This window comes from Pseudoduganella sp. LjRoot289 (assembly GCF_964252925.1).
GTDB lineage: Bacteria > Pseudomonadota > Gammaproteobacteria > Burkholderiales > Burkholderiaceae_D > Rugamonas.
Genome location: NZ_CAXUPN020000001.1, coordinates 1,254,644 through 1,272,477, shown reverse-complemented (window position 1 = coordinate 1,272,477; position 17,834 = coordinate 1,254,644). Strand labels below are relative to the sequence as shown.

Annotated in this window: 15 protein-coding genes; 5 read left to right on the top strand and 10 right to left on the bottom strand. The window is 66.5% G+C overall.

What is annotated here, in order from left to right:
- Positions 1–64 precede the first annotated feature (64 nt).
- On the bottom strand, positions 65–544 hold the full coding sequence (locus ACSQ8Y_RS05530; protein WP_436265453.1) for a carboxymuconolactone decarboxylase family protein: 480 nt from the start codon (positions 542–544) through the stop codon (positions 65–67).
- Positions 545–720: 176 nt separating this feature from the next.
- Positions 721–1,710 carry a GlxA family transcriptional regulator gene (locus tag ACSQ8Y_RS05525; protein ID WP_436269758.1) on the bottom strand — a complete coding sequence of 330 codons (990 nt, stop codon included), beginning with the start codon at positions 1,708–1,710 and terminating at the stop codon, positions 721–723.
- A 101-nt stretch (positions 1,711–1,811) separates the two neighbouring features.
- Here ACSQ8Y_RS05525 and ACSQ8Y_RS05520 point away from each other — a divergent pair, with 101 nt between their 5' ends.
- The 4 genes from ACSQ8Y_RS05520 (at position 1,812) to ACSQ8Y_RS05505 (ending at position 5,095) form a co-directional block, all read left to right on the top strand.
- Positions 1,812–2,780 (top strand): LysR family transcriptional regulator, encoded by a 969-nt coding sequence (locus ACSQ8Y_RS05520; protein WP_436265452.1) that lies wholly within the window; start codon positions 1,812–1,814, stop codon positions 2,778–2,780.
- Between the two features lie 150 nt (positions 2,781–2,930).
- Positions 2,931–3,674, top strand: coding sequence for an SDR family oxidoreductase (locus tag ACSQ8Y_RS05515; RefSeq protein WP_436265451.1), 744 nt, complete (start codon positions 2,931–2,933; stop codon positions 3,672–3,674).
- On the top strand, positions 3,671–4,162 hold the full coding sequence (locus ACSQ8Y_RS05510; RefSeq protein WP_436265450.1) for an Ohr family peroxiredoxin: 492 nt from the start codon (positions 3,671–3,673) through the stop codon (positions 4,160–4,162). Before ACSQ8Y_RS05515 ends, ACSQ8Y_RS05510 begins: the two co-directional genes overlap by 4 nt.
- A gap of 93 nt (positions 4,163–4,255) precedes the next feature.
- Positions 4,256–5,095 carry an alpha/beta fold hydrolase gene (locus ACSQ8Y_RS05505; protein ID WP_436265449.1) on the top strand — a complete coding sequence of 280 codons (840 nt, stop codon included), beginning with the start codon at positions 4,256–4,258 and terminating at the stop codon, positions 5,093–5,095.
- A 10-nt stretch (positions 5,096–5,105) separates the two neighbouring features.
- Here the strand turns inward: ACSQ8Y_RS05505 and ACSQ8Y_RS05500 are convergent, their stop codons facing one another.
- The 5 genes from ACSQ8Y_RS05500 to ACSQ8Y_RS05480 form a co-directional block, all read right to left on the bottom strand.
- Positions 5,106–5,525, bottom strand: coding sequence for a DUF3597 domain-containing protein (locus ACSQ8Y_RS05500; RefSeq protein ID WP_436265448.1), 420 nt, complete (start codon positions 5,523–5,525; stop codon positions 5,106–5,108).
- A gap of 106 nt (positions 5,526–5,631) precedes the next feature.
- Positions 5,632–8,292, bottom strand: coding sequence for a hypothetical protein (locus ACSQ8Y_RS05495; RefSeq protein ID WP_436265447.1), 2,661 nt, complete (start codon positions 8,290–8,292; stop codon positions 5,632–5,634).
- 107 nt (positions 8,293–8,399) lie between these two features.
- Entirely contained in the window at positions 8,400–10,937 is a 2,538-nt protein-coding gene (galB, locus tag ACSQ8Y_RS05490) for a beta-galactosidase GalB (RefSeq protein ID WP_436265446.1), read from the bottom strand.
- Positions 10,938–10,954: 17 nt separating this feature from the next.
- On the bottom strand, positions 10,955–13,477 hold the full coding sequence (locus ACSQ8Y_RS05485) for a glycosyl hydrolase 115 family protein (protein ID WP_436265445.1): 2,523 nt from the start codon (positions 13,475–13,477) through the stop codon (positions 10,955–10,957).
- Positions 13,478–13,518: 41 nt separating this feature from the next.
- Entirely contained in the window at positions 13,519–14,283 is a 765-nt protein-coding gene (locus tag ACSQ8Y_RS05480) for a hypothetical protein (protein WP_436265444.1), read from the bottom strand.
- A gap of 126 nt (positions 14,284–14,409) precedes the next feature.
- Here ACSQ8Y_RS05480 and ACSQ8Y_RS05475 point away from each other — a divergent pair, with 126 nt between their 5' ends.
- The gene (locus ACSQ8Y_RS05475; RefSeq protein ID WP_436265443.1) at positions 14,410–14,979 is read left to right on the top strand and encodes a TetR/AcrR family transcriptional regulator; all 570 of its coding nucleotides are present in this window, start codon (positions 14,410–14,412) and stop codon (positions 14,977–14,979) included.
- An 11-nt stretch (positions 14,980–14,990) separates the two neighbouring features.
- On the opposite strand, the gene ACSQ8Y_RS05470 is transcribed toward ACSQ8Y_RS05475, so the two are convergent.
- The 3 genes from ACSQ8Y_RS05470 to ACSQ8Y_RS05460 are packed head-to-tail and all read right to left on the bottom strand — an operon-like array spanning position 14,991 to position 17,798.
- A complete protein-coding gene (locus tag ACSQ8Y_RS05470) occupies positions 14,991–15,650 on the bottom strand; it encodes a rhodanese-like domain-containing protein (protein WP_436265442.1) in 660 nt (219 codons plus the stop codon).
- 13 nt (positions 15,651–15,663) lie between these two features.
- Positions 15,664–16,833, bottom strand: a complete 1,170-nt coding sequence (locus ACSQ8Y_RS05465) for a chromate transporter (RefSeq protein ID WP_436265441.1) — start codon at positions 16,831–16,833, stop codon at positions 15,664–15,666.
- Between the two features lie 2 nt (positions 16,834–16,835).
- Positions 16,836–17,798, bottom strand: coding sequence for a chromate resistance protein ChrB domain-containing protein (locus ACSQ8Y_RS05460; RefSeq protein ID WP_436265440.1), 963 nt, complete (start codon positions 17,796–17,798; stop codon positions 16,836–16,838).
- Positions 17,799–17,834: the final 36 nt, after the last annotated feature.

The following is a 17,834-nucleotide window of genomic DNA, read 5'->3' as shown; positions in this document are numbered from 1 at the left end:
CAGGCCCAGCCCCAGGCTCAGGCCCAGTGCCAGCCCGATTTTCTTGGTGTCCATGTTGCCGTCCTCACGCCAGTTTGGCGGCCGTCAGGCCGAAGGCCTGGTCGTAGGAACCCGGCACCACTTTGAAGGCGATGTTGACGCGGTTCCAGGCGTTGATCGTCATGACGCTGAAGGTCAGGTCCGACAGTTCTTTCTCCGACAGCTGGGTGCGCACGCGCTCGTAGATATCGTCCGGCACGCCCTGCTCCGGCAAGCGTGTCAGCACCTCGGTCCAGGCCAGCGCTGCGCGCTCGCGCGGCACAAACAACGTCGACTCGCGCCAGGCGGCCAGGTGGTGGATGCGCAGCGCGCGTTCACCGTGGATGGTGGCTTGCTTGATGTGCATGTCCAGGCAGAATGCGCAGCCGTTGATCTGCGAGGCACGGATGGCCACCAGGTCCTGGATCGGACCTTCGATCGCGCCCTGCTTGATCACGGTATTGAATTCGATGAGTTTCTTGAACAGTTCGGGCGATTGTTCCTGATAGTTGAGGCGCTGGGACATGATGAACTCCTGGTTTGTGGGCCTGGGCCCGCACTCAGGGCGGCTGAGCGGCCCGGTCGCGAAAATTCGCAATACGGGACCGATTCTAGAAGCACACCGGCAGCGGCGGTAGGTACGTGGCGGGCCCCACGCTGGTGAGCGCCACGCACCAATCGAAGACTGCATCGGGGACTGCGTCAGGAGAAACTGGACGCGGAACGGAAGCGCTCCCGGTAGACACTGGGCGACAGCGACAGGTTGCGCTGGAAGCTTTGGCGCATGCGCCCTTCGTCGCCGTAGCCGCACAGGCGGGCCACCTGGTCGATATGCCGGTCCGACTCCTCCAGCATGCGGCGCGCCGCTTCAAGCCGGAACACTTCAACCGCCTTGGCGGGCGTGCGCCCCGTCTTTTCCTTGTAGACGCGGGTGAAGTTGCGGGGACTCATGCTCGCCCGCGCGGCCAGCGTTTCAACCGTCAGTTCGCCGCTGACCAGGTTGTCGTTGATCCACAGGTGCAGCTCGTCGAACGCTGCGCCATCCTTCGACTGCGCCTGCAGCAGCGTGCTGAACTGGGCCTGGCCGCCGGGACGCTTGAGGAAGACCACCAGTTCGCGCGCCACGTCGAGCGCGATGGCGCGGCCGCAGTCCGCCTCCACCAGCGCCAGCGCCAGGTCGATGCCGGACGTCACCCCTGCCGAAGTCCAGACTTTGTCCTGCTGCACGAAGATGGCGTCGCTGTCGACCTCCACCAGCGGATGCAGCGCCTGCAAGCGCTCGCACATGGCCCAGTGGGTGGCGGCGCGGCGGCCGTCCAGCAGGCCCGCGCGCGCCAGCATGAAGGCGCCGCTGCATACCGACGCGATGCGGCGCGCCTGCCCGGCCGCCAGGCGCAGCCATGCCAGCAATTCCTCCGATTGCGCCACCGCCTGCTCGATGTTCAAGGTGCCGGGCACGATGATGGTGTCGATGTCGGCCAGCGCGAAGCCGGCCAGCGATTCGGTCTGTATCGCCACCCCCTCCATGGTGGGCATCAGGCCGCCGCGCACGCTCACGGTATGGGCCTGGTATCCCTGCATGCCCCGTTCTTCCATGCGCCGGCCGGCGCAATGGAACACCGTTTGCGGCCCCGACATGTCGAGCATGCTCATGCCCGGGAAGGCCGCGAACAGCAGCAGAGGCTTGCGCATCGGCGCGTCTGGCGTAAATCGCACGGTATTTGTCATTGTCGAATTGTTTCCCGCTTAATAAGCTATAGCTACTTGCCATTCAATATCATAGCCGACCACACATGGACCTGCACACGCCCTTTGAAACCGACGCACTCGCGTCGAGCTTCGCCACCACTTACGCGGGCGTGGTGGCATTCATCGCCGTGGTGTCCGAGGGCAGCTTCGCCAGGGCGGCCGACCGCCTGGGCATAGGACGTTCGGCGGTAAGCCGCAGCATCCTCAAGCTCGAGGCGCAGCTCGACACGCGTTTATTCCTGCGCACCACGCGCAGCACCACCTTGACCAGCGAGGGCGAACTGTTTTACGAGAGCTGCAATCCGGGCGTGGAGCGCATCGTGCAGGCGGTGGAGGAGATGCGCGACCTGCGTTCCGGCGTGCCGCGCGGGCAGCTGCGCGTGTGCGCCACGCCCGGCTTCGGACGCAAGGTGGTGGCGCCGCTGCTCGGCGGCTTCCGCGCGCAGTATCCCGATATCGCGATCGACCTGACGCTCGACGACCATCCCTGCGACTTCATTTCCAACCGGGTCGACGTCTCGTTCCGCAACGGGCGCATGGACGACAGCCAGGTGGTGGCCAAAAAGATGATACCCATGCAGATGCTGGTGTGCGCCGCGCCCGCGTACGCCAAGGCGCACGGCCTGCCGCAGGCCGTCGACGAGCTGGCGCGGCACCGCTGCGTCAACTTCCGGCAGGCCTCGGGCCGGGTGCACGAGTGGGAATTCAAGGTCGGCGGCGTCGCGCAAAAAGTGCTTCCCAAGGCCTCCAGCACCTTCAACGACGCCGAGCTGGTGCTGCAGGCGGTGCTGAACGGCGAAGGTATCGCCCAGATGGCGGGCTACCAGATCTGCGAACACCTGCGCAGCGGGCGCCTGGTGGCGGCGCTGGCGCAGTATGCGCCGAACGACAGCGGCCACTATATCTGCTACCTGAGCCGGCGCCACCTGCCTACGCGCATCCGCGTGTTCATCGACTACATCACGCTGCAGGTGCGTGCGCTCGACCTCCACTGCATCACCAATTTCGCCTGACTCATTGTTGCAGACAGCTGCCGATCGGTGCCGATTGGTGCCTGCCGTTCACCAGCGTGCATCCCGCCGCGTATCTAGCGCCGGTCCGGGGGCGCTCCTACACTGGAACCCGAAGCGCGTCTCCTCGCGCTCATCACCTGGAGCTTAAAAATGAAAATCGTCGTCATCGGTGGTACCGGCCTGATCGGCAGCAAGACCGTCAACATCCTGCGAGCGCGCGGCCACGAAGTGATCGCCGCCTCGCCCGCCTCCGGCGTCAACACCATCACCGGCGAAGGCCTGGCCGCCGTGCTGGCCGGCGCCGACGTCGTTATCGACGTCGCCAACTCGCCCTCTTTCGAGGATGCGGCGGTGCTGGAGTTCTTCGAGACCGCCGGCCGCAACCTGCTGGGCGCCGAAGAGCTGGCCGGCGTCAAGCACCACATCGCCCTGTCCGTGGTGGGCACCGATCTGCTGGCCGAAAGCGGCTACTTCCGGGGCAAGATTGCGCAGGAAAAACTGATCCGCGCAGCAAAAGTGCCTTACACCATCGTGCATTCCACCCAATTCTTCGAATTCCTGGGCGGCATCGCGCAGTCGGCGACGGACGGCGGCGCGGTGCACTTGTCGCCGGCCTTTGTGCAGCCGATTTCATCGGACGACGTCGCGCAAGCCATGGCCGACTACGCCCTCGCCGCGCCGGTCAACGGCACGGTGGAAATCGCCGGTCCCGAGGCCATGCGCCTGTCCGACCTGGTGCAGCAATACCTGGTCACGGTCAAGGACGCCCGCAAGGTGGTAGCCGACCCCAACGCGCGCTACTTCGGCGCCCTGCTGGGCGAGCGCACGCTGGTGCCGGCGGGCAAGGCGCGCCTGGGTAAGGCCACAGTGCAAGGCTGGCTGCAAAGCAAATGAAGCCGCTCGCCCCGCCGCCGCTCTCGCTGCTCGACAAATACACGGGGCAAGAGATCGAGCCGCTGTACATGACGACGGTGAAGGTGGTAGGGGGCGAGGCCGGGCACGGGCGCGCGTCCGGCGTGGCGCGCTCGGACGACGGCAACCTCGATCTGCCGCTGCGCCTGCCGGTCGAACTGGGCGGCCCCGGCGGCGGCACCAACCCGGAGCAGCTGTTTGCGGCCGGCTTCGCAGCCTGCTTCCACGGGGTTGTCAGCCTGCTGGCGGCCAAGGCCAATCTCAGCGCGGCAGGGGCCACGGTGGAGGCGACCGTCTCCTTCGCGCGCGACCCGGTCGACGGCATGTATCTGCTCACGTCCGTGCTCAAGGTATGCCTGCCGGGCCTGCAGCAGGCCCGCGCCGAGGAACTGGTGCGCAACGCCGAGCGGGTCTGTCCCTACGCCAAGATGGCGCGCGAAGGCATGCTCAACGTGGTGACGCTGGTTTGATGCCAGGGACCCCGGTCTCTCTCCTTTGTCCAGCTAGACACCCTATCGTGCGCTGCCCAGAATGGGGGTTCCACCAACCGCAAAGGAGCAGCCATGACCACCACCCGTACCATCAATACCGTCACCGCGCGCGACGGCACACTGATCCACTTCAAGGACTGGGGCGATGGCCCGGCGGTCGTCTTCAGCCACGGCTGGCCGCTGCAGGGCGACGCCTGGGAAGACCAGATGCTGTTCCTGGCCGAACACGGCTACCGCGTGATCGCGCACGACCGGCGCGGCCACGGCCTGTCCAGCAAACCCTGGCACGGCAACGACATGAACACCTACGCCGACGACCTGGCCACGCTGATCGAGGCGCTGAACCTGCAGGCGGCCACGCTGGTGGGCCACTCCACCGGCGGCGGCGAAGTGGCGCGCTACATCGGCCGCCACGGCACCGGCCGCGTCGCGCGCGCGGTGCTGGTGGGCGCGGTCACGCCGCAGATGCTGGTGTCCGAAGCGAATCCGAACGGCGTGCCGATGGAAGTGTTCGACGGCATCCGCAACTCGGTGCGGGCCGACCGTGCGCAATTCTTCAAGGACCTGACCATCCCCTTCTACGGCTACAACCGCGAAGGCGCAAAAATTTCCGAAGGCGTGCGCGACACCTTCTGGCTGCAGGGCATGCAGTGCAGCATCCGCAGCGCCTACGCCTGCATCAAGCAGTTCTCGGAAACCGATTTCACCGAAGACCTGAAGAAGATGACCGTGCCGACCCTGGTGATCCATGGCGACGACGACCAGATCGTGCCGATTGCCGCCACCGCCCGCCGCGCGGTCGAACTGCTGCCGGACGGCAAGCTGAGCATCTACGCCGGCGCGCCGCATGGCCTGCCGACCACGCACAAGGACAAGCTGAACGCCGAGCTGCTGGCCTTCCTGCGTTCGTAACAGCCGGAAGTCAGGCCGCCAGGTCGGCCGGCACCTTGCCGCCGTTGGCGGCCAGTTTCGCCATCACCTGCTTGTGCAGCCAGACGTTCATGGCCGCCGAATCCCCGGTATCGCCGCTGTAGTGCAGTTCCCTGGCCAGCTCCTTGCGCGCCTCCAGGCTGCTGTCCAGATGCAGCAGCTTGAGCAGGTCGACGATGGAGCTGCGCCAGTTCAGCGGCTGGCCGGCGCCCTGGGCCATCTGGTCGAGGATGGCGGTCACGTCCACCTCGGGCATGGCGCTGGCAGGGACCGCCCCGGCCTGGGGCGGCGCTGCGGGAGCCGCAGCCGGTGCGCTAGCCGGTGCGGCGGCGGGCGCGTTGCCGCCCGCCTGCGTGACGGCCGGATGCGAGCCGGGGAAGATCTTGTGGAAGATGTTGCTGAGCATACCCATGATGTTGCCTTTCGAAAGGTGTGGGGAGTGTACGGAGCGCCTACTTTGGGGCCTGGACGGGCATCGGTCTGTTCGCGACCTAACGCCCGCCCCGGACGCCGGCCTGCTACAGCAAAGCGGCGGCCCGGTCCCGGATGGCACTGCTGTCGACTTTGGCCAGCCAACGGGCCGTTAGCCGGGCAAGGCGCAGCACTTCGCTGTCCGCCTTTGCGCTATCGACCGCTTCCAGCCAACTTAAAATCTGCCCGGCGCCACGCGTTGCACCGTCCTGCCAGCGATCGAACTGGTGGACAAAGTTATTGTCCAGCATCTCCGGCGACATCGCCTCGAGTTTGCGCGCGAGGTAGTCCGCGTTCCATGGGTGGCCGGGAATGCAAGCGCAGGACAGGTAGACTTCATGCTGCTCGTGCCAGCGTTCGTGGAACAGGATGTCGAAAAGCTCGCCGGTCCGCGCAGTGAAAGCGGTGGGCGCGCGTTCACGCAGCGAGGCGCGGAAAACGGCACGCATCTCTGATTCAAAGTACCTGCCGTCCGGGTTCCCGAAAAAACTGGGAAGGTCACATAACTCGCGTCCGAAACGATCCGCCACGATAGCCCATAACGCGCCCAGCACGCCGCGCCAGGCAGGCACGAGTTTCAGCGTCGGCTCCCCAGCCATATCCTTCGTGTGACGCACGAGGAAAGCCCAGCAGTTTTCGCCGGCGAACGCGTGCCCGATGTCCCCGGCCGCCGTCGCCAGTTGGTCCGCCAGAAAATTGTCCTGCAATCGCTGGAACGCGAAGCGCACCACCTCGTTCGCCAGGGACCAGGCGCCGCTGCCCGCCGCTTGCCCGTCGACATCGCGGCGCAGGATATCGGCGCCCTCCAGGATCTCGAGCCACGTAAGCCCGGCTACCGGAAACTGCTGGGACAGCGTCTGCAGAACAGCCGCCGCCTGCTGCAGCGGCAGATGGTCCGATTGCCGGACGACCATTTGTGCCGCCAAGGCGTGCAGTGCCGCGCGCAAGCTTTCCAGCAGGCGCGGTTTGCCATCGTGCCCGCTACCCAAGCTGCTCGCCTTCGCCTCCAGGACAAAGTTGAACATGGAGAAAGTGCCGTGCAAGCCCGGCGGAAAGACCTTGATACCCGCCTTGGCCATACTCCGGCAGACCGACGACAAGAACAGGGGGTTGAAGAGTTCATCGTCGAGCATCAGCGGGCCTGGACGGGCAATGCCGTTCCGGTCCATGAACTGGATCAAGGCAGCCTCCCTTTCCTGCATCGTGCGGAAACCGCTGATCTCGACCTGTACCAGTTTCCCCAAGGGATCGAAGGGCACGCCGGACATTCGATGGATCTGATGCCGGTCGTGGATCAGCCCGGCAGGCACCACATAGTCCAGGTACTCCTCGCGGCAACTGACTGCCAGCACCACCCGTTCATACCTGTTGACGTCGCTCACCAGCGCAGCCAGATGATTGCGCCACACCGACAGGCCGTGCCCCTCGTTCAGGCCATCGATGACCAGCATGGCCCGCGTGTTGGCCGCTTCCGCCGCGAGATCCAGGGCCGCCAGCAGGTCATCGAAACGCCAGCCGGCCAGATCGAGCTGTTTGAGGATGGAGACGCGGGGATCGTGGTCGAGGATGTGCTGGCCGAGCACATGGATCACCGGCGCGCCGCTGGCCAGCGCGGTTTGCGCCGCGTGCGCCAGCGCATGCGATTTCCCGGCGCCCGCGCGGCCGACCAGCAGGAGCGCGCGGCTTCTATCGACAGGCAACAGCCTGGCCCAGTGCCCGCCGAAAATCTCGGGCGAAATCAAATCGGTCACGCGCATCATGGCCGACACCCGATGAGTAAGCTCATCGTTCGGCAGGTGCCGGGTCGCTCCGTGGTACAGGTCGGTCAAGTTCCTGGTGGCGTCGTGCCAGCGGTCGAACCAGGCTTCCAATGGCCAGGGCAGGTCGAAGCCGTCGTTGACCCTGGTCTGCAAGCGCAGGAATTCCCCCAGCAAGGTCTCGCAGGCGATGCCGTAGGACAATTGGTCCGGCGGCAAACCGAGGGCGGACAGCGCCGCGGCCGGCTGCGACTCGCGCGCGGTCAAAAAGATCTCGTGCAAGTGGTCGGTCAGCGGCTGGCGGCGGAAAATGACGTCGAACGGCATCTGGCTTTCGGTCGGCACATGCTCCGCAGGGCTGTAGCGTGCCTGCAGCGCGGCCACCGTCCGTTGCGCCGCGCGGTGGAACCACTCCTCTGAAAACGCCAGCCGGTTGAAGAAAAACTGGCGCAAATGGTGGGCCGCCGGTTTCAGCAGATCCCGCTCCAGTTCGAAGGCCGTCCACGCCTCAAACTGCACCGTGATGCCGAGCAGCTGCGCGTGCGCCTGCCAGGTCGCCACGCGCGCATCCCACTTGCCCCACATGCCTTCCGTCACGCCGCCGCGCGCCTTCCGCTTGCCGGTGAAATCGCAGGGCAGCGCGACAACGTAGCGCACCAGTGTGGGATGGTGCGTCAAGGCGGTCGTGACCGAATTGTCGATCGCCTTCCAGTCTATGCCGTCCGCCACCGGATAATATTTCGCCTGGTAGCCGATCTTGCCGCCGTTCGGTAGCAGCCGGATCGCCTCGACTCCGCCGTCGCCGCCGGCGCCATGAATTCGGCGCAACTCGCCGGACTTGTCCAGTGCGGCCAGATGGCATACCAGCTGTTCGAAATAGTCCCGCTTTGCCGGCTCGAGTTCACCACGGATGTGGCGGAAATCCAGCGCTTCAGATCCAGTTGTCGTCATCTCCGGAATACAGCTCTCATCAATATCGGGACGCCAATAATGCTGCAAGCCGGGCCGGCGCACAAGGGCTGCGCGCCGGCACCGCGGCTGATGGTGTTGTGCGCCGTTCAGGGCTGGCTGTTCAGCACCACCTTCGCCCCCGCCAGTCCTTCGCTGGCCGCGCTGACCACGATGGTCCCGCCCTGCCCCGGCCGGGTGCGCACGATGGCCAGCGCCAGCCCGTTGAAGGCGGCGCGCTCGGCAGACTGGAAGGACACATGGCTGGTGGCGTCGCCGTTGTCGGTAGCCACCAGTTCGCCCGGCCCGCTGACGCTGAAGCGCACCGCATTGGCGCTGCGCGGCACCGGCCGGCCCTCCTTGTCGGTGATCGCCACCGTCACGAAGGACAGGTCCTTGCCGTCGGCCCGCAGCGCCGCGCGGTCGGCCGTCAAGGCCAGTTTGGCCGCATTGCCCGCCGTCTGCACCGTGTCCTCGGCCCAGGGCTTGCCTTGCTTGTAGACCACCGCCTTCAGCGTGCCGGGCTGGTAGGCCACGTCGTCCCAGCGCAAGCGGTAGTCGCGCGCGCCGCGCTGCTTGCGGCCCAGCGACTTCCCGTTCAGGAACAGCTCGGCCTCGTCGCCCGAAGTGTACAAGTGCACCGGCGTCACCTGGCCGACGCGCTCCGGCCAGTTCCAGTGCGGCAGCAAGTGCGCCATCGGCAGTTCCGGCCGCCAGCGCGCCTGGTACAGGTAGTAGCGGTCCTTCTTGAAGCCGGCCAGGTCGACGATGCCGAAATACGAACTGCGCGACGGTATCTTGATCTTGCTGAGGGCCGCCAGATCCTTCTCGGCCTGCGCCCTGGCGGCGGGATCGGTGAAGTTCAGCGCGTTGGTGGTGTCGGCGTTGTACGGCGTGGGCTCGCCCAGGTAGTCGAAGCCGGTCCAGACGAATTCGCCCGCCACGAAGGGGTTGTCGTCCAGGCCCTTGAACTCAAGCTCCGGCGCCGATGCCCAGGGCGGCGCGGTCAGGTCGTAGCTGCTGACCTGGAAATTGGCCGCCCCCTTGGATTTGTCGTCGCTGACGGGGAAGAAGTATTCGCCGCGCGAACTGACGGTGGACGCGGTCTCGCTGCCGATCACGGGGATGTGCGGCGCGCTCTTGTGGAAGGCCGGGTATTCCCACGGCTTGTAGTTGAAGCCGACCACGTCGACGGCGGTCTGGAAGCCGTTGTAGCCCGAAACGACATGGTTGAAGCCGGCCGTCGTCAAGCGCGTGCGGTCCTCGCTGCGCACGATGTCGGCCAGGTGGGCCGCCATCTTCCACCCTTCCGGCTCGCCCTGCTCGCGGATCTCGTTGCCGATGCTCCACATGATGATGCTGGGGTGGTTGCGGTCGCGCCGCACCATGGCGCGCAAGTCTTTTTCATGCCATTCGTCGTACAGCAGGCCGTAGTCGTTTTTGGTTTTGCCCAGGCGCCAGGCGTCGAACGCTTCCTCCACGATCAGGAAGCCCATGCGGTCGGCCAGCTCCAGCATTTCCGGCGCGGGTGGATTGTGGGTGGTGCGGATGGCGTTGACGCCCATCTCCTTGAGGATTTCAAGCTGGCGCTCCAGCGCACGCACATTGAGCGCCGCGCCCAGCGCGCCCAGGTCGTGGTGCATGCACACGCCCCGGATAGGCGCATGTTCGCCGTTCAGCAGCAGGCCGCGCGCGGCGTCGAAGGCGACCGTGCGCACGCCGAACGGGGTCTCGACTTCGTCGACCACCTTGCCCTCGCCGGTGACGGTGGTGACGGCCACGTAGCGCTGCGGCGCGCGCGGGCTCCACATTTTCGCTTGCGCCAGTTGCAGCGATTGCGCCAGCAGGATCTGCCGTCCGGCGCCTACCTTGGTCAGCGCCGAGGCGGCGCTTTGCGCCAGTGCAGGGCCGCTGCGGCGGCCCGCCGCGTCCAGCGCGTAGATCGCGGTCGACACCTGGGCGGCAGTGTTGCCACCGCCGTTTTCCAGCGTGACCTGGACGTCCACGGTGGCCGCGTCGGCTTTGACGATGGGCGTGGTGACGAAAGTACCGTTGTGCGCCACGTGCAGCGGCGCCGTTTTCACCAGCCAGACGTTGCGGTAGATGCCGCCGCCCGGATACCAGCGCGAAGAATCGGGCGGGTTGTCGATACGCACCGCCAGCACATTGTCGGCGCCGGGCTTGAGGTGGGCCGTCAGGTCGACGCGGAAGGAGCTGTAGCCATAAGGCCAGCCGCCCACCTGCTTCCCGTTCAGCCACACGGTGGCGTGCGACATGGCGCCGTCGAGATCGAGGTAGACCTTGCGGCCGGCATCGCTGGCCGGGGCCGTGAAATGCTTGCGGTACCAGGCCACGCCCCACCACGGCAGCTTGCCGGTTTCGCCCTGGTACTCCTGCTTGAATGGTCCCTCGATGCCGAAGTCGTGCGGCAGATCCAGCTTGCGCCAGGCTGCGTCGTTCAGGCCGGTATCGGCGCCGGTCCCGGCGCCGATACCGGCACCGTTCGCCGCGCCGGACGGCTCGCCCTTCATGAAGCGCCAGTCGGCGTTGAAGGACGTGCGCTCGCGCACGGCCTGTTCGGCGGCGTGGGCGGGAAGGCTCAGGGCCAGGCTTGCGGCGAGCAGGGGCAGATAAGGTAGTGGTCGCATGAGGTAGGGTGTAAAGGTTAACGTACTGGCGGAGCGCCGTAGAAATCAGGGGCGCCATCGGGAATGATGTCGATACGGTCGAGCAGGAAACCGGGGTCCATCGCATACAGCTGCAAACGGTGCCGCCCGCGCGCCAACTGCGGGCGGACCAGGCTGCGGACGGCGCTATTGCTCAGGACATTGCGCTTCCATTCGTCGCTGCGCCCGTAGGTGGCGAAATCAAGCACCTCGACGGGCCCGCCATCGAGGCTGACGCCCAGCCGCAGCTTGTTGGCCGACGTTAAAGGATGGACCGGCAAGGCCACCAGCTTGATCGTGGCTGCGCCGCCGGCCACGTGCTCGAACGGGAATTCGAGCGGCGGCACCGGCTGCGTTGTCACAGCAAGGCTCCCGGCCGCGGGGGCGGGAGCGGCGGCCGAGGGCAGCGTCAGCAGTGTGCGCAAACTGGCGCCAGCGCTGCCAAGCTGCGGCACCGTTTCCCACAGCGGGTGCGGCGCGGCCTGCGCGGCAGCGAGGCTGAGCACCTGCGGCGCCCGGCGCAGCGGCTCGGGCGCGCGCGCCTTGACCGGCGCCGGATACGCCGGATAGACAGGCTCGTCGAACACCGGCAAGCGGCGCGGGGCCATGTCCATCATGTGCCGCCATTTGCCCTGCGCCAGGCTGTTGTAGCGCGCCGTATCGGCCACGATAGCGGCGTGCGCCAGCCTGGCCTCATCCACATAGGCCTGCGCACCCGCCCTGCCGTGGCGCGCCAGCCCCGCCGCCAGCTCCAGCTTCAAAATACGCGCATTCAGATTGGCGCTGGCCCGCACCGGATACAGCACCAGTTCGAAGTAGGCGTCCCTGCGGTCGGCCGGCAACGCGGCGCCCGCCGTTTCAGCACGGCGCACCAAGGCTTCGTAGCGCGCGATACGGCGCGCGGCCTCCCCGCCGCCCGACTGCATATAAGCGTTGATGCCGTTCGGCCTCGTCGGCTCGGTCTGGCCGAAGCCCATGAACTCGGGCCGGCGTTCCCACGCCAGGTCGTAGTACTCCATCATGATGCCAGCCAGCGCGGCGGCATGCTGCGCACCGAACTGCCGCCCCATCCAGGCTTGCAAGTGCGCACCCGGCGTCTCGTTGAAAGCTTTGCCGTCGAAGGCCAGGTCGAGAAAATACTGGCTCAGGTACTCGGCCGGCTTGATGTCGCCCACGTTGACGATCCACGTCTTGCGCGAACCGGTCCGGTAGGCGCGGTCGAGCTGCTCGCGTATCAGCGCCGGGTGGGTGCTTGCCAGCCACAGGTAGTCATGCGGGCGTCCCCAATAGGAGATGTGATAGTACAGCCCCGTTCCGCCGGCACGCACAGCCTCCTGCGGCCCGCTCAGCTGGGCCAGATAGCCGTAATTATCGTCGGGCCAGACCAGCGTGATGTCCTCCGGGACCTTCAAACCCGCCTTGTACACGTCGAGCACTTCCTTGTACAGCGTCAGCACCTGGGGAATCCGCTGCGGCGGCAAGCCCTGGGCCCGGGACAGCAAGCCGCGCTGGACACCGACCACTTCGGCGACGGCATCGCGCGCCTGCTCGACGGTTTCCGCCCCCTCCATGGCCGAATCGTGCACGCCGCGCAGGCCGACCGAATATATATTCTCGAAGTCCTTGGCCTCCTCAACCCGCCGCTGCCAATAGCGCACCATGTTGTCGCGGTTGGTGAAGAAATTGAACTGGCCATCCGCCTTGGTCCATTCGCGCACATTGTTGCGCATCATCGGCTCGGCGTGCGAGGTGCCGACCACGATGCCATAGTCGCGCGCCATCTGCGGGTTGCCCGGAAACTGGTAAAAAGGCTTGGTGCTATCGTGCATCGCAGGCCAGATGGTGTTGGCCTTCAGGCGCCACAGCAACTCGTAGATGCGCGCGTAGCTGCGCGGGCCGATGTCGCCGCCCGCCGGATCGTAGGTCTTGGCCGCCCAAGGCTGCAAGCCCCAGTCCTCGTCGTTCAGGAACACGCCGCGGTACTGCACCGAGGGCGCCGCGGACGCGAACGGCGCGTCGCTCACTGTTACGCGCACGGCTTGGCGCGGCGCCACGTCGGCCCACCATTCCCATGCCGAGACGCCGATTTCGCGCGTCAGGTCGACCACGCCGTACACCGCGCCACGGGCATCGGAACCAGCGATCAGCAAATAACTGCGCGCCGGATCTCGGGCCGGGTGGACGACGGCCCGGCGGTAACGTTCCCACTCCCCGCGCAGGTCGTCGAGCCCGGCGCCGGCCGCTCCCGCCTCGCTCAGCGCTTCCCGCACCAGCGCCGAATCGAACTTGCCGATGACGACGCAGGTCGCAGCGCAGTCGGCCAGGCGCTTGCCGAGTTTGGGAGGCAGGCCGCTGACGGCTTGCAGGTCCCGCGCCAGCAATTGCGCCGCCAGCGACGCGGTGCTGCTGTCCTCGTGGACCACGCTGGCGACGGCTTTTCCATCGTACAGGGCAAGCGGTTCAGCCAGGGCCGGCAGGCCAGCGGCCAGCGCCACGGCAAGCGCCCATCGAGTGCGGTTCACGTTTCTCATAGCGCTTTTCATTGCGCAAATGATACCGGCTATTATTTTGCCGCACGCGCCATCAAGCTATGCTTTTTTTGTGCGCTGGCATATGAAAAATGCATGGCGGAGCCGTGCTGCTCGCTGCTGAGCCGGTAAAGCATGGTGGCCGCCAGAATATTCCATAGCGCATGGCAGGCGAAGATCGCCATCAGGCTGGCAGGAGACAAGCGCATGTCGGCCGCGCAGAGATAGACCGCCGGCGCCAGGCCAGCGACGAAGCCTAAGCCCGCGCCCCAGCGCCAGCGGCGCGGCAGCCACGCGCTCGTGGCCAGCGCGTACGACCAGGCCAGCAGTGCCGCGCACATCATCAGCAGGCCGGCCTTGCTCAGGACCTGGATGAAAATACCGATCACGCGCAAGACAAGGTGCGCCATGTCGATGTCGGCTTGCGGGGCGGCGAGGAACTGCCTGGCCAGCTGGGGCACCACGAAACCGTCCATCAGCATGGCCGCGACCAGCGCACAGCAAGCACCCAGATATGCCGCCATCGCCGCCACCACAGCCGGACGGCGGCCGCCAAGCAGCGCCCCGAACATGTACAAGCCGCCCGCCAGCACCGCGAGCATCACGATCAGTACGCCGTGCACCAGGCCGTCCCTGGCCTGCAAGGCGGCGATCCGGGCCAGGCTTTCCTGGAAGGAGTTGGCGTTGCCGGCGACGGGATGGTGGGACAGCGCCAGCAGCACAAGTCCGGTGGTGCCGGCCATGGTCAGCGCAAGCAGGCGCTGGTGCCTGGGCACAGCCGCAGCGGGATGAAGATTCATGGGATTCCTTTACTTTGTGGATGGAGCCCCAGTAATATCATCGCTGCCGCGGCAGGATGGCAAAGCGTTGTGCCGATTCGTCCGCTAGCGGACAAACCACGTAAAGTGTCTGGAAAGGTAAAGCCCATGAGCGAGGAAACGCCGGACCGGCGCAGGCAGAAAACGCGCACCGCCTTGCACGGCGCCTTTCTCGGCCTGCTGCTCGATCAAGGCTACGACGCGCTCAAGATAGGCGACGTGGTGGAGCGCGCCAACGTCGGCCGTTCGACCTTCTATGAGCATTACCGGACCAAGCATGACCTGCTGCGCGCCAGCATAGGCGAACCGTTTGCGGTGCTGGCGGATCTGGTCCTGGATCAGCCGGCGGCGGAGCGCCTGCCCGGATTGCTCCAGCACTTCCGCGACAACCAGCGCGTCGCGCGCGTCCTGCTCGCCTGGCCTACACGGCCCAAGCTCGCAGCGGCGCTGGCCGAGCTGATCGCCGAACGGCTGGCAGGCATGGACGCTCTGCGTCCGCTGCTGCCGCTGGAAGCCATCGCCCGCCAGATCGCCGACAGCCAGCTCGCGCTGGTGGAAACCTGGGTGCTGGGCCGGCCCGCCTGCGAACTCGCCGCCGTGGACGAAGCGCTGCGGCGCAGCACCGGCGCCTTGCTGGATGCGCTGGCCCGGCCGCCCGACGCTGCGCCAGGCCGGTAATGCCGCATCCATCAGCTGGCTGCGCCTTTCGGCTCCAGCGGCAAGCCGGCCGCTTGCCAGGCGTCAATGCCGCCTTCGAGGAAGCGTGCGTTGAAGCCGTGCGCCCGCAGGCGGACTGCGGTGTTGCGGCCGACCTCATGGCCGTAGACACAGTACACGAGGATGTCGCGATCCGGCGGCAACTGCTGCATCCACTGCGCGACAGCCGCCGGGTCCCGCCATTGCGCGCCGGGCAGCGTCGCCGGCGCCTGGGCATAGACACCTGCCCGCCTTACGTCGATCACCAGGGCCGATTCAGCCGCTCCGAGCGGCGCCGAAAGTTCACTGCTTGCGTGGTGCACGGCCTGGGCATAATTGGACTCGACGACAGCCCAATTCACTTGGTCCACCGCGCCGCCCGGGACTTCGATGGCCAGGATGGGAACGCCGCCATCCGCTTGCGGGGCATGCCCGGGCATCCATTGGTTGAACAGCGTGCCGTCATGCGGCAGGTAATTCAAAACGATCCAGCCTGCCCCGTCGCCGTGCGCAGTCTGCGCGGCGACGTTGTCGGCCCACTGCCGTTCGCCGCCGAAACTGGCGGCCAGAGCCAGCGCCATCGCCGGCGACGGCCCGCCCGCGCCGCCCGCGCAGGACAGGGACAGCTCGGCCATCTGTTGTGAAGTGCTCATGGAATGCTCCCGGTTACGAATGCAGCAATGGATAGATCAGCAGGCCCAGCAACGCTGAGGCCGCCACCACGACAGGCTCTTGCAATTTCTTGAATTTCCAGAACAGCGCGATGGTGACCAGCGCGATCAAGGCGGTTGGCACGTCGATGATGGAGCGCTTCGCGATCACGATTACCGAGCCGGTGATGGCGCCGATCGCCGCCGCCGTGATGCCGTCGACAAAGGCCAGCACGCCGGGCAGCTTGCCGTATTTCTTGAAGTACGGCGCCGGCAGCACGGTAAACAGGTAGCATGGGATGAAGGTGGCCAGTGCGGCCACCATGGCGCCGGGCAGGCCCGCGATCAGGTAGCCGATGAAGCCCACCGTGATGACCACCGGTCCGGGCGTGATCATGGCCACCGCCACCGCGTCGACGAACTGTTTGTCCGTCAGCCAGTGGTGTTCGGTGACCACGCCGCCGTACAGAAAGGGAACGATGGCCAGGCCCGAGCCGAACACGAAAGCCCCCGCCTTGGCGAAAAACAGGCCGATCTGACCGAGCTGGGACAGGTCCAGCGCCGCCAGCATGGCCGGCCCTTCCGGCAACATCGCCACCGCCGGCAGCCCACGCTGCCGCAGCCAGGCGGGCGGTGCGCGCATCAGCCACACCAGCACGCCGGCCGCGATGAAGAGCCAGGCGATCTCAGACTCCGTCACCACCGTCACCGCCGCCAGCAGCAGGTAGATCGCCCACAGCAGCTTGTCCTTGCCTATGCTCTTGGCCGTCAGTTTCTTGGCGCTCATCGCGATGATGCCGATGACTGCCGCGCCGACGCCGTAGAACACCGCCTGCATCCACGGCAAACCGCCAAAGCGCACGTACGCCCAGCCCAGCGCCACCACCATCAGGAACGACGGCAGCACGAAGGCGATGCCGGCCAGCGTGGCGCCCGCCACGCGGTAGTGGACATAGCCCATGTAAATGCCGAGTTGCGCGGCCAACGGACCAGGCGCCAGCTGCGCAAGCGCCAGGCCTTCTTTATAGTCCGCTTCCGTGACCCATTGCCGTGTCTCGACCAGATCGCGGTGCATATAGCCGACCAGGGCCACCGGGCCGCCGAAGCCCAGCGCGCCAAGGCGCAACATGTACAGCACCATTTGCCACAGCGTATAGACGGGTTTGTCCGCTGGCGATTCCTGCATGCTCACTCTCCTCCTTCGTTCGCAAAATGGGTATGCAAGGAATCGAGCACCACGCCCATTTCCCGCAGCAACTGGTCGTCGTCGGCCGCGCGCTGGCGCGCACCGCCCAGCATGGCCTCAAATCCGGCCGCTTCGGGCACGAAGACGCCGCCCACGTCGAGCGCGTGCACCATGGCGCCGAGCCGGACCAGCCCACGGTCCCGCTCCAGACCGAAACTGGCCAGCAGCACCTCGAACGTCACGCGCTCGCCGACATGGGTGAAGGCGGCCTGGTCGAAATCGAAACCCAGCGCGCCGGCTGGGCAATCGGCCGGCGCGTCCAGCCACAGGAAGCTCGCTTGCGGATCGATGAAGCGCCGTATCAGCCAGGCGCTCGCCACCCTGTCCACCCACAGGCGGCGGCGGGTGGCCCAAGTGCGGGCCCGGTAGTCGGCTGGATCAAGTCTGGCAATAGCGCCACCGGCGGGCTGCGGCTCGCCCGGCGAGAGCACCGTCTCCGCCGCGTCGACGAAGTCCAGCCAGGCCGATTCGGCTGCGGCGCTGGATGCATTGGGGAAGTAATCGATGGCGCGGATGGCCTCGAAGTCGCGCCGCAGCTTGCGCAGCGAGCGGTTGAGTTCAGCCGGCGCTGCGGCCGTCAGCTCCTGGCGCACGGCCAGGATGGCCTTGCCGAAAGCTGCATAGTCTTCGGCACGGTCGAACAGTGCCCGGTAGGCGGCCTGCTGCTGTTCCGAGTCGGCATGCACCGTGAGCAGCCAGGCGCTGCCGCCATCGCGCACGGTTGCGCCGGCCAGCTCGTCGAGTTGCTGGCGCAGCGCGCCCTGCTCGGGCAACAGGTAAGCGCCGTCGCGCAGCGCACCGCAGCCCAGCGCCTTGAGGGCGCGCCAGATGCGCATGCGGGCGGTAGCGCCGTTGGTCGGCAAGCTGACAACCAACAGCAGCCAGAGTGGAGAACGATTCGTCATCCACCCAGCATACTATCAAGTAGCGATCACTACAAG

Coding starts and splice junctions, on each gene's coding strand:
- ACSQ8Y_RS05530 (WP_436265453.1), bottom strand. CDS start 544: ATGTCCCAGCGCCTCAACTATCAGGAACAATCGCCCGAACTGTTCAAG.
- ACSQ8Y_RS05505 (WP_436265449.1), top strand. CDS start 4,256: ATGACCACCACCCGTACCATCAATACCGTCACCGCGCGCGACGGCACA.
- ACSQ8Y_RS05480 (WP_436265444.1), bottom strand. CDS start 14,283: ATGAATCTTCATCCCGCTGCGGCTGTGCCCAGGCACCAGCGCCTGCTT.
- ACSQ8Y_RS05510 (WP_436265450.1), top strand. CDS start 3,671: ATGAAGCCGCTCGCCCCGCCGCCGCTCTCGCTGCTCGACAAATACACG.
- ACSQ8Y_RS05520 (WP_436265452.1), top strand. CDS start 1,812: ATGGACCTGCACACGCCCTTTGAAACCGACGCACTCGCGTCGAGCTTC.
- ACSQ8Y_RS05525 (WP_436269758.1), bottom strand. CDS start 1,710: ATGCGCAAGCCTCTGCTGCTGTTCGCGGCCTTCCCGGGCATGAGCATG.
- ACSQ8Y_RS05500 (WP_436265448.1), bottom strand. CDS start 5,525: ATGGGTATGCTCAGCAACATCTTCCACAAGATCTTCCCCGGCTCGCAT.
- galB (WP_436265446.1), bottom strand. CDS start 10,937: ATGCGACCACTACCTTATCTGCCCCTGCTCGCCGCAAGCCTGGCCCTG.
- ACSQ8Y_RS05515 (WP_436265451.1), top strand. CDS start 2,931: ATGAAAATCGTCGTCATCGGTGGTACCGGCCTGATCGGCAGCAAGACC.
- ACSQ8Y_RS05465 (WP_436265441.1), bottom strand. CDS start 16,833: ATGCAGGAATCGCCAGCGGACAAACCCGTCTATACGCTGTGGCAAATG.
- ACSQ8Y_RS05460 (WP_436265440.1), bottom strand. CDS start 17,798: ATGACGAATCGTTCTCCACTCTGGCTGCTGTTGGTTGTCAGCTTGCCG.
- ACSQ8Y_RS05470 (WP_436265442.1), bottom strand. CDS start 15,650: ATGAGCACTTCACAACAGATGGCCGAGCTGTCCCTGTCCTGCGCGGGC.
- ACSQ8Y_RS05475 (WP_436265443.1), top strand. CDS start 14,410: ATGAGCGAGGAAACGCCGGACCGGCGCAGGCAGAAAACGCGCACCGCC.
- ACSQ8Y_RS05495 (WP_436265447.1), bottom strand. CDS start 8,292: ATGACGACAACTGGATCTGAAGCGCTGGATTTCCGCCACATCCGTGGT.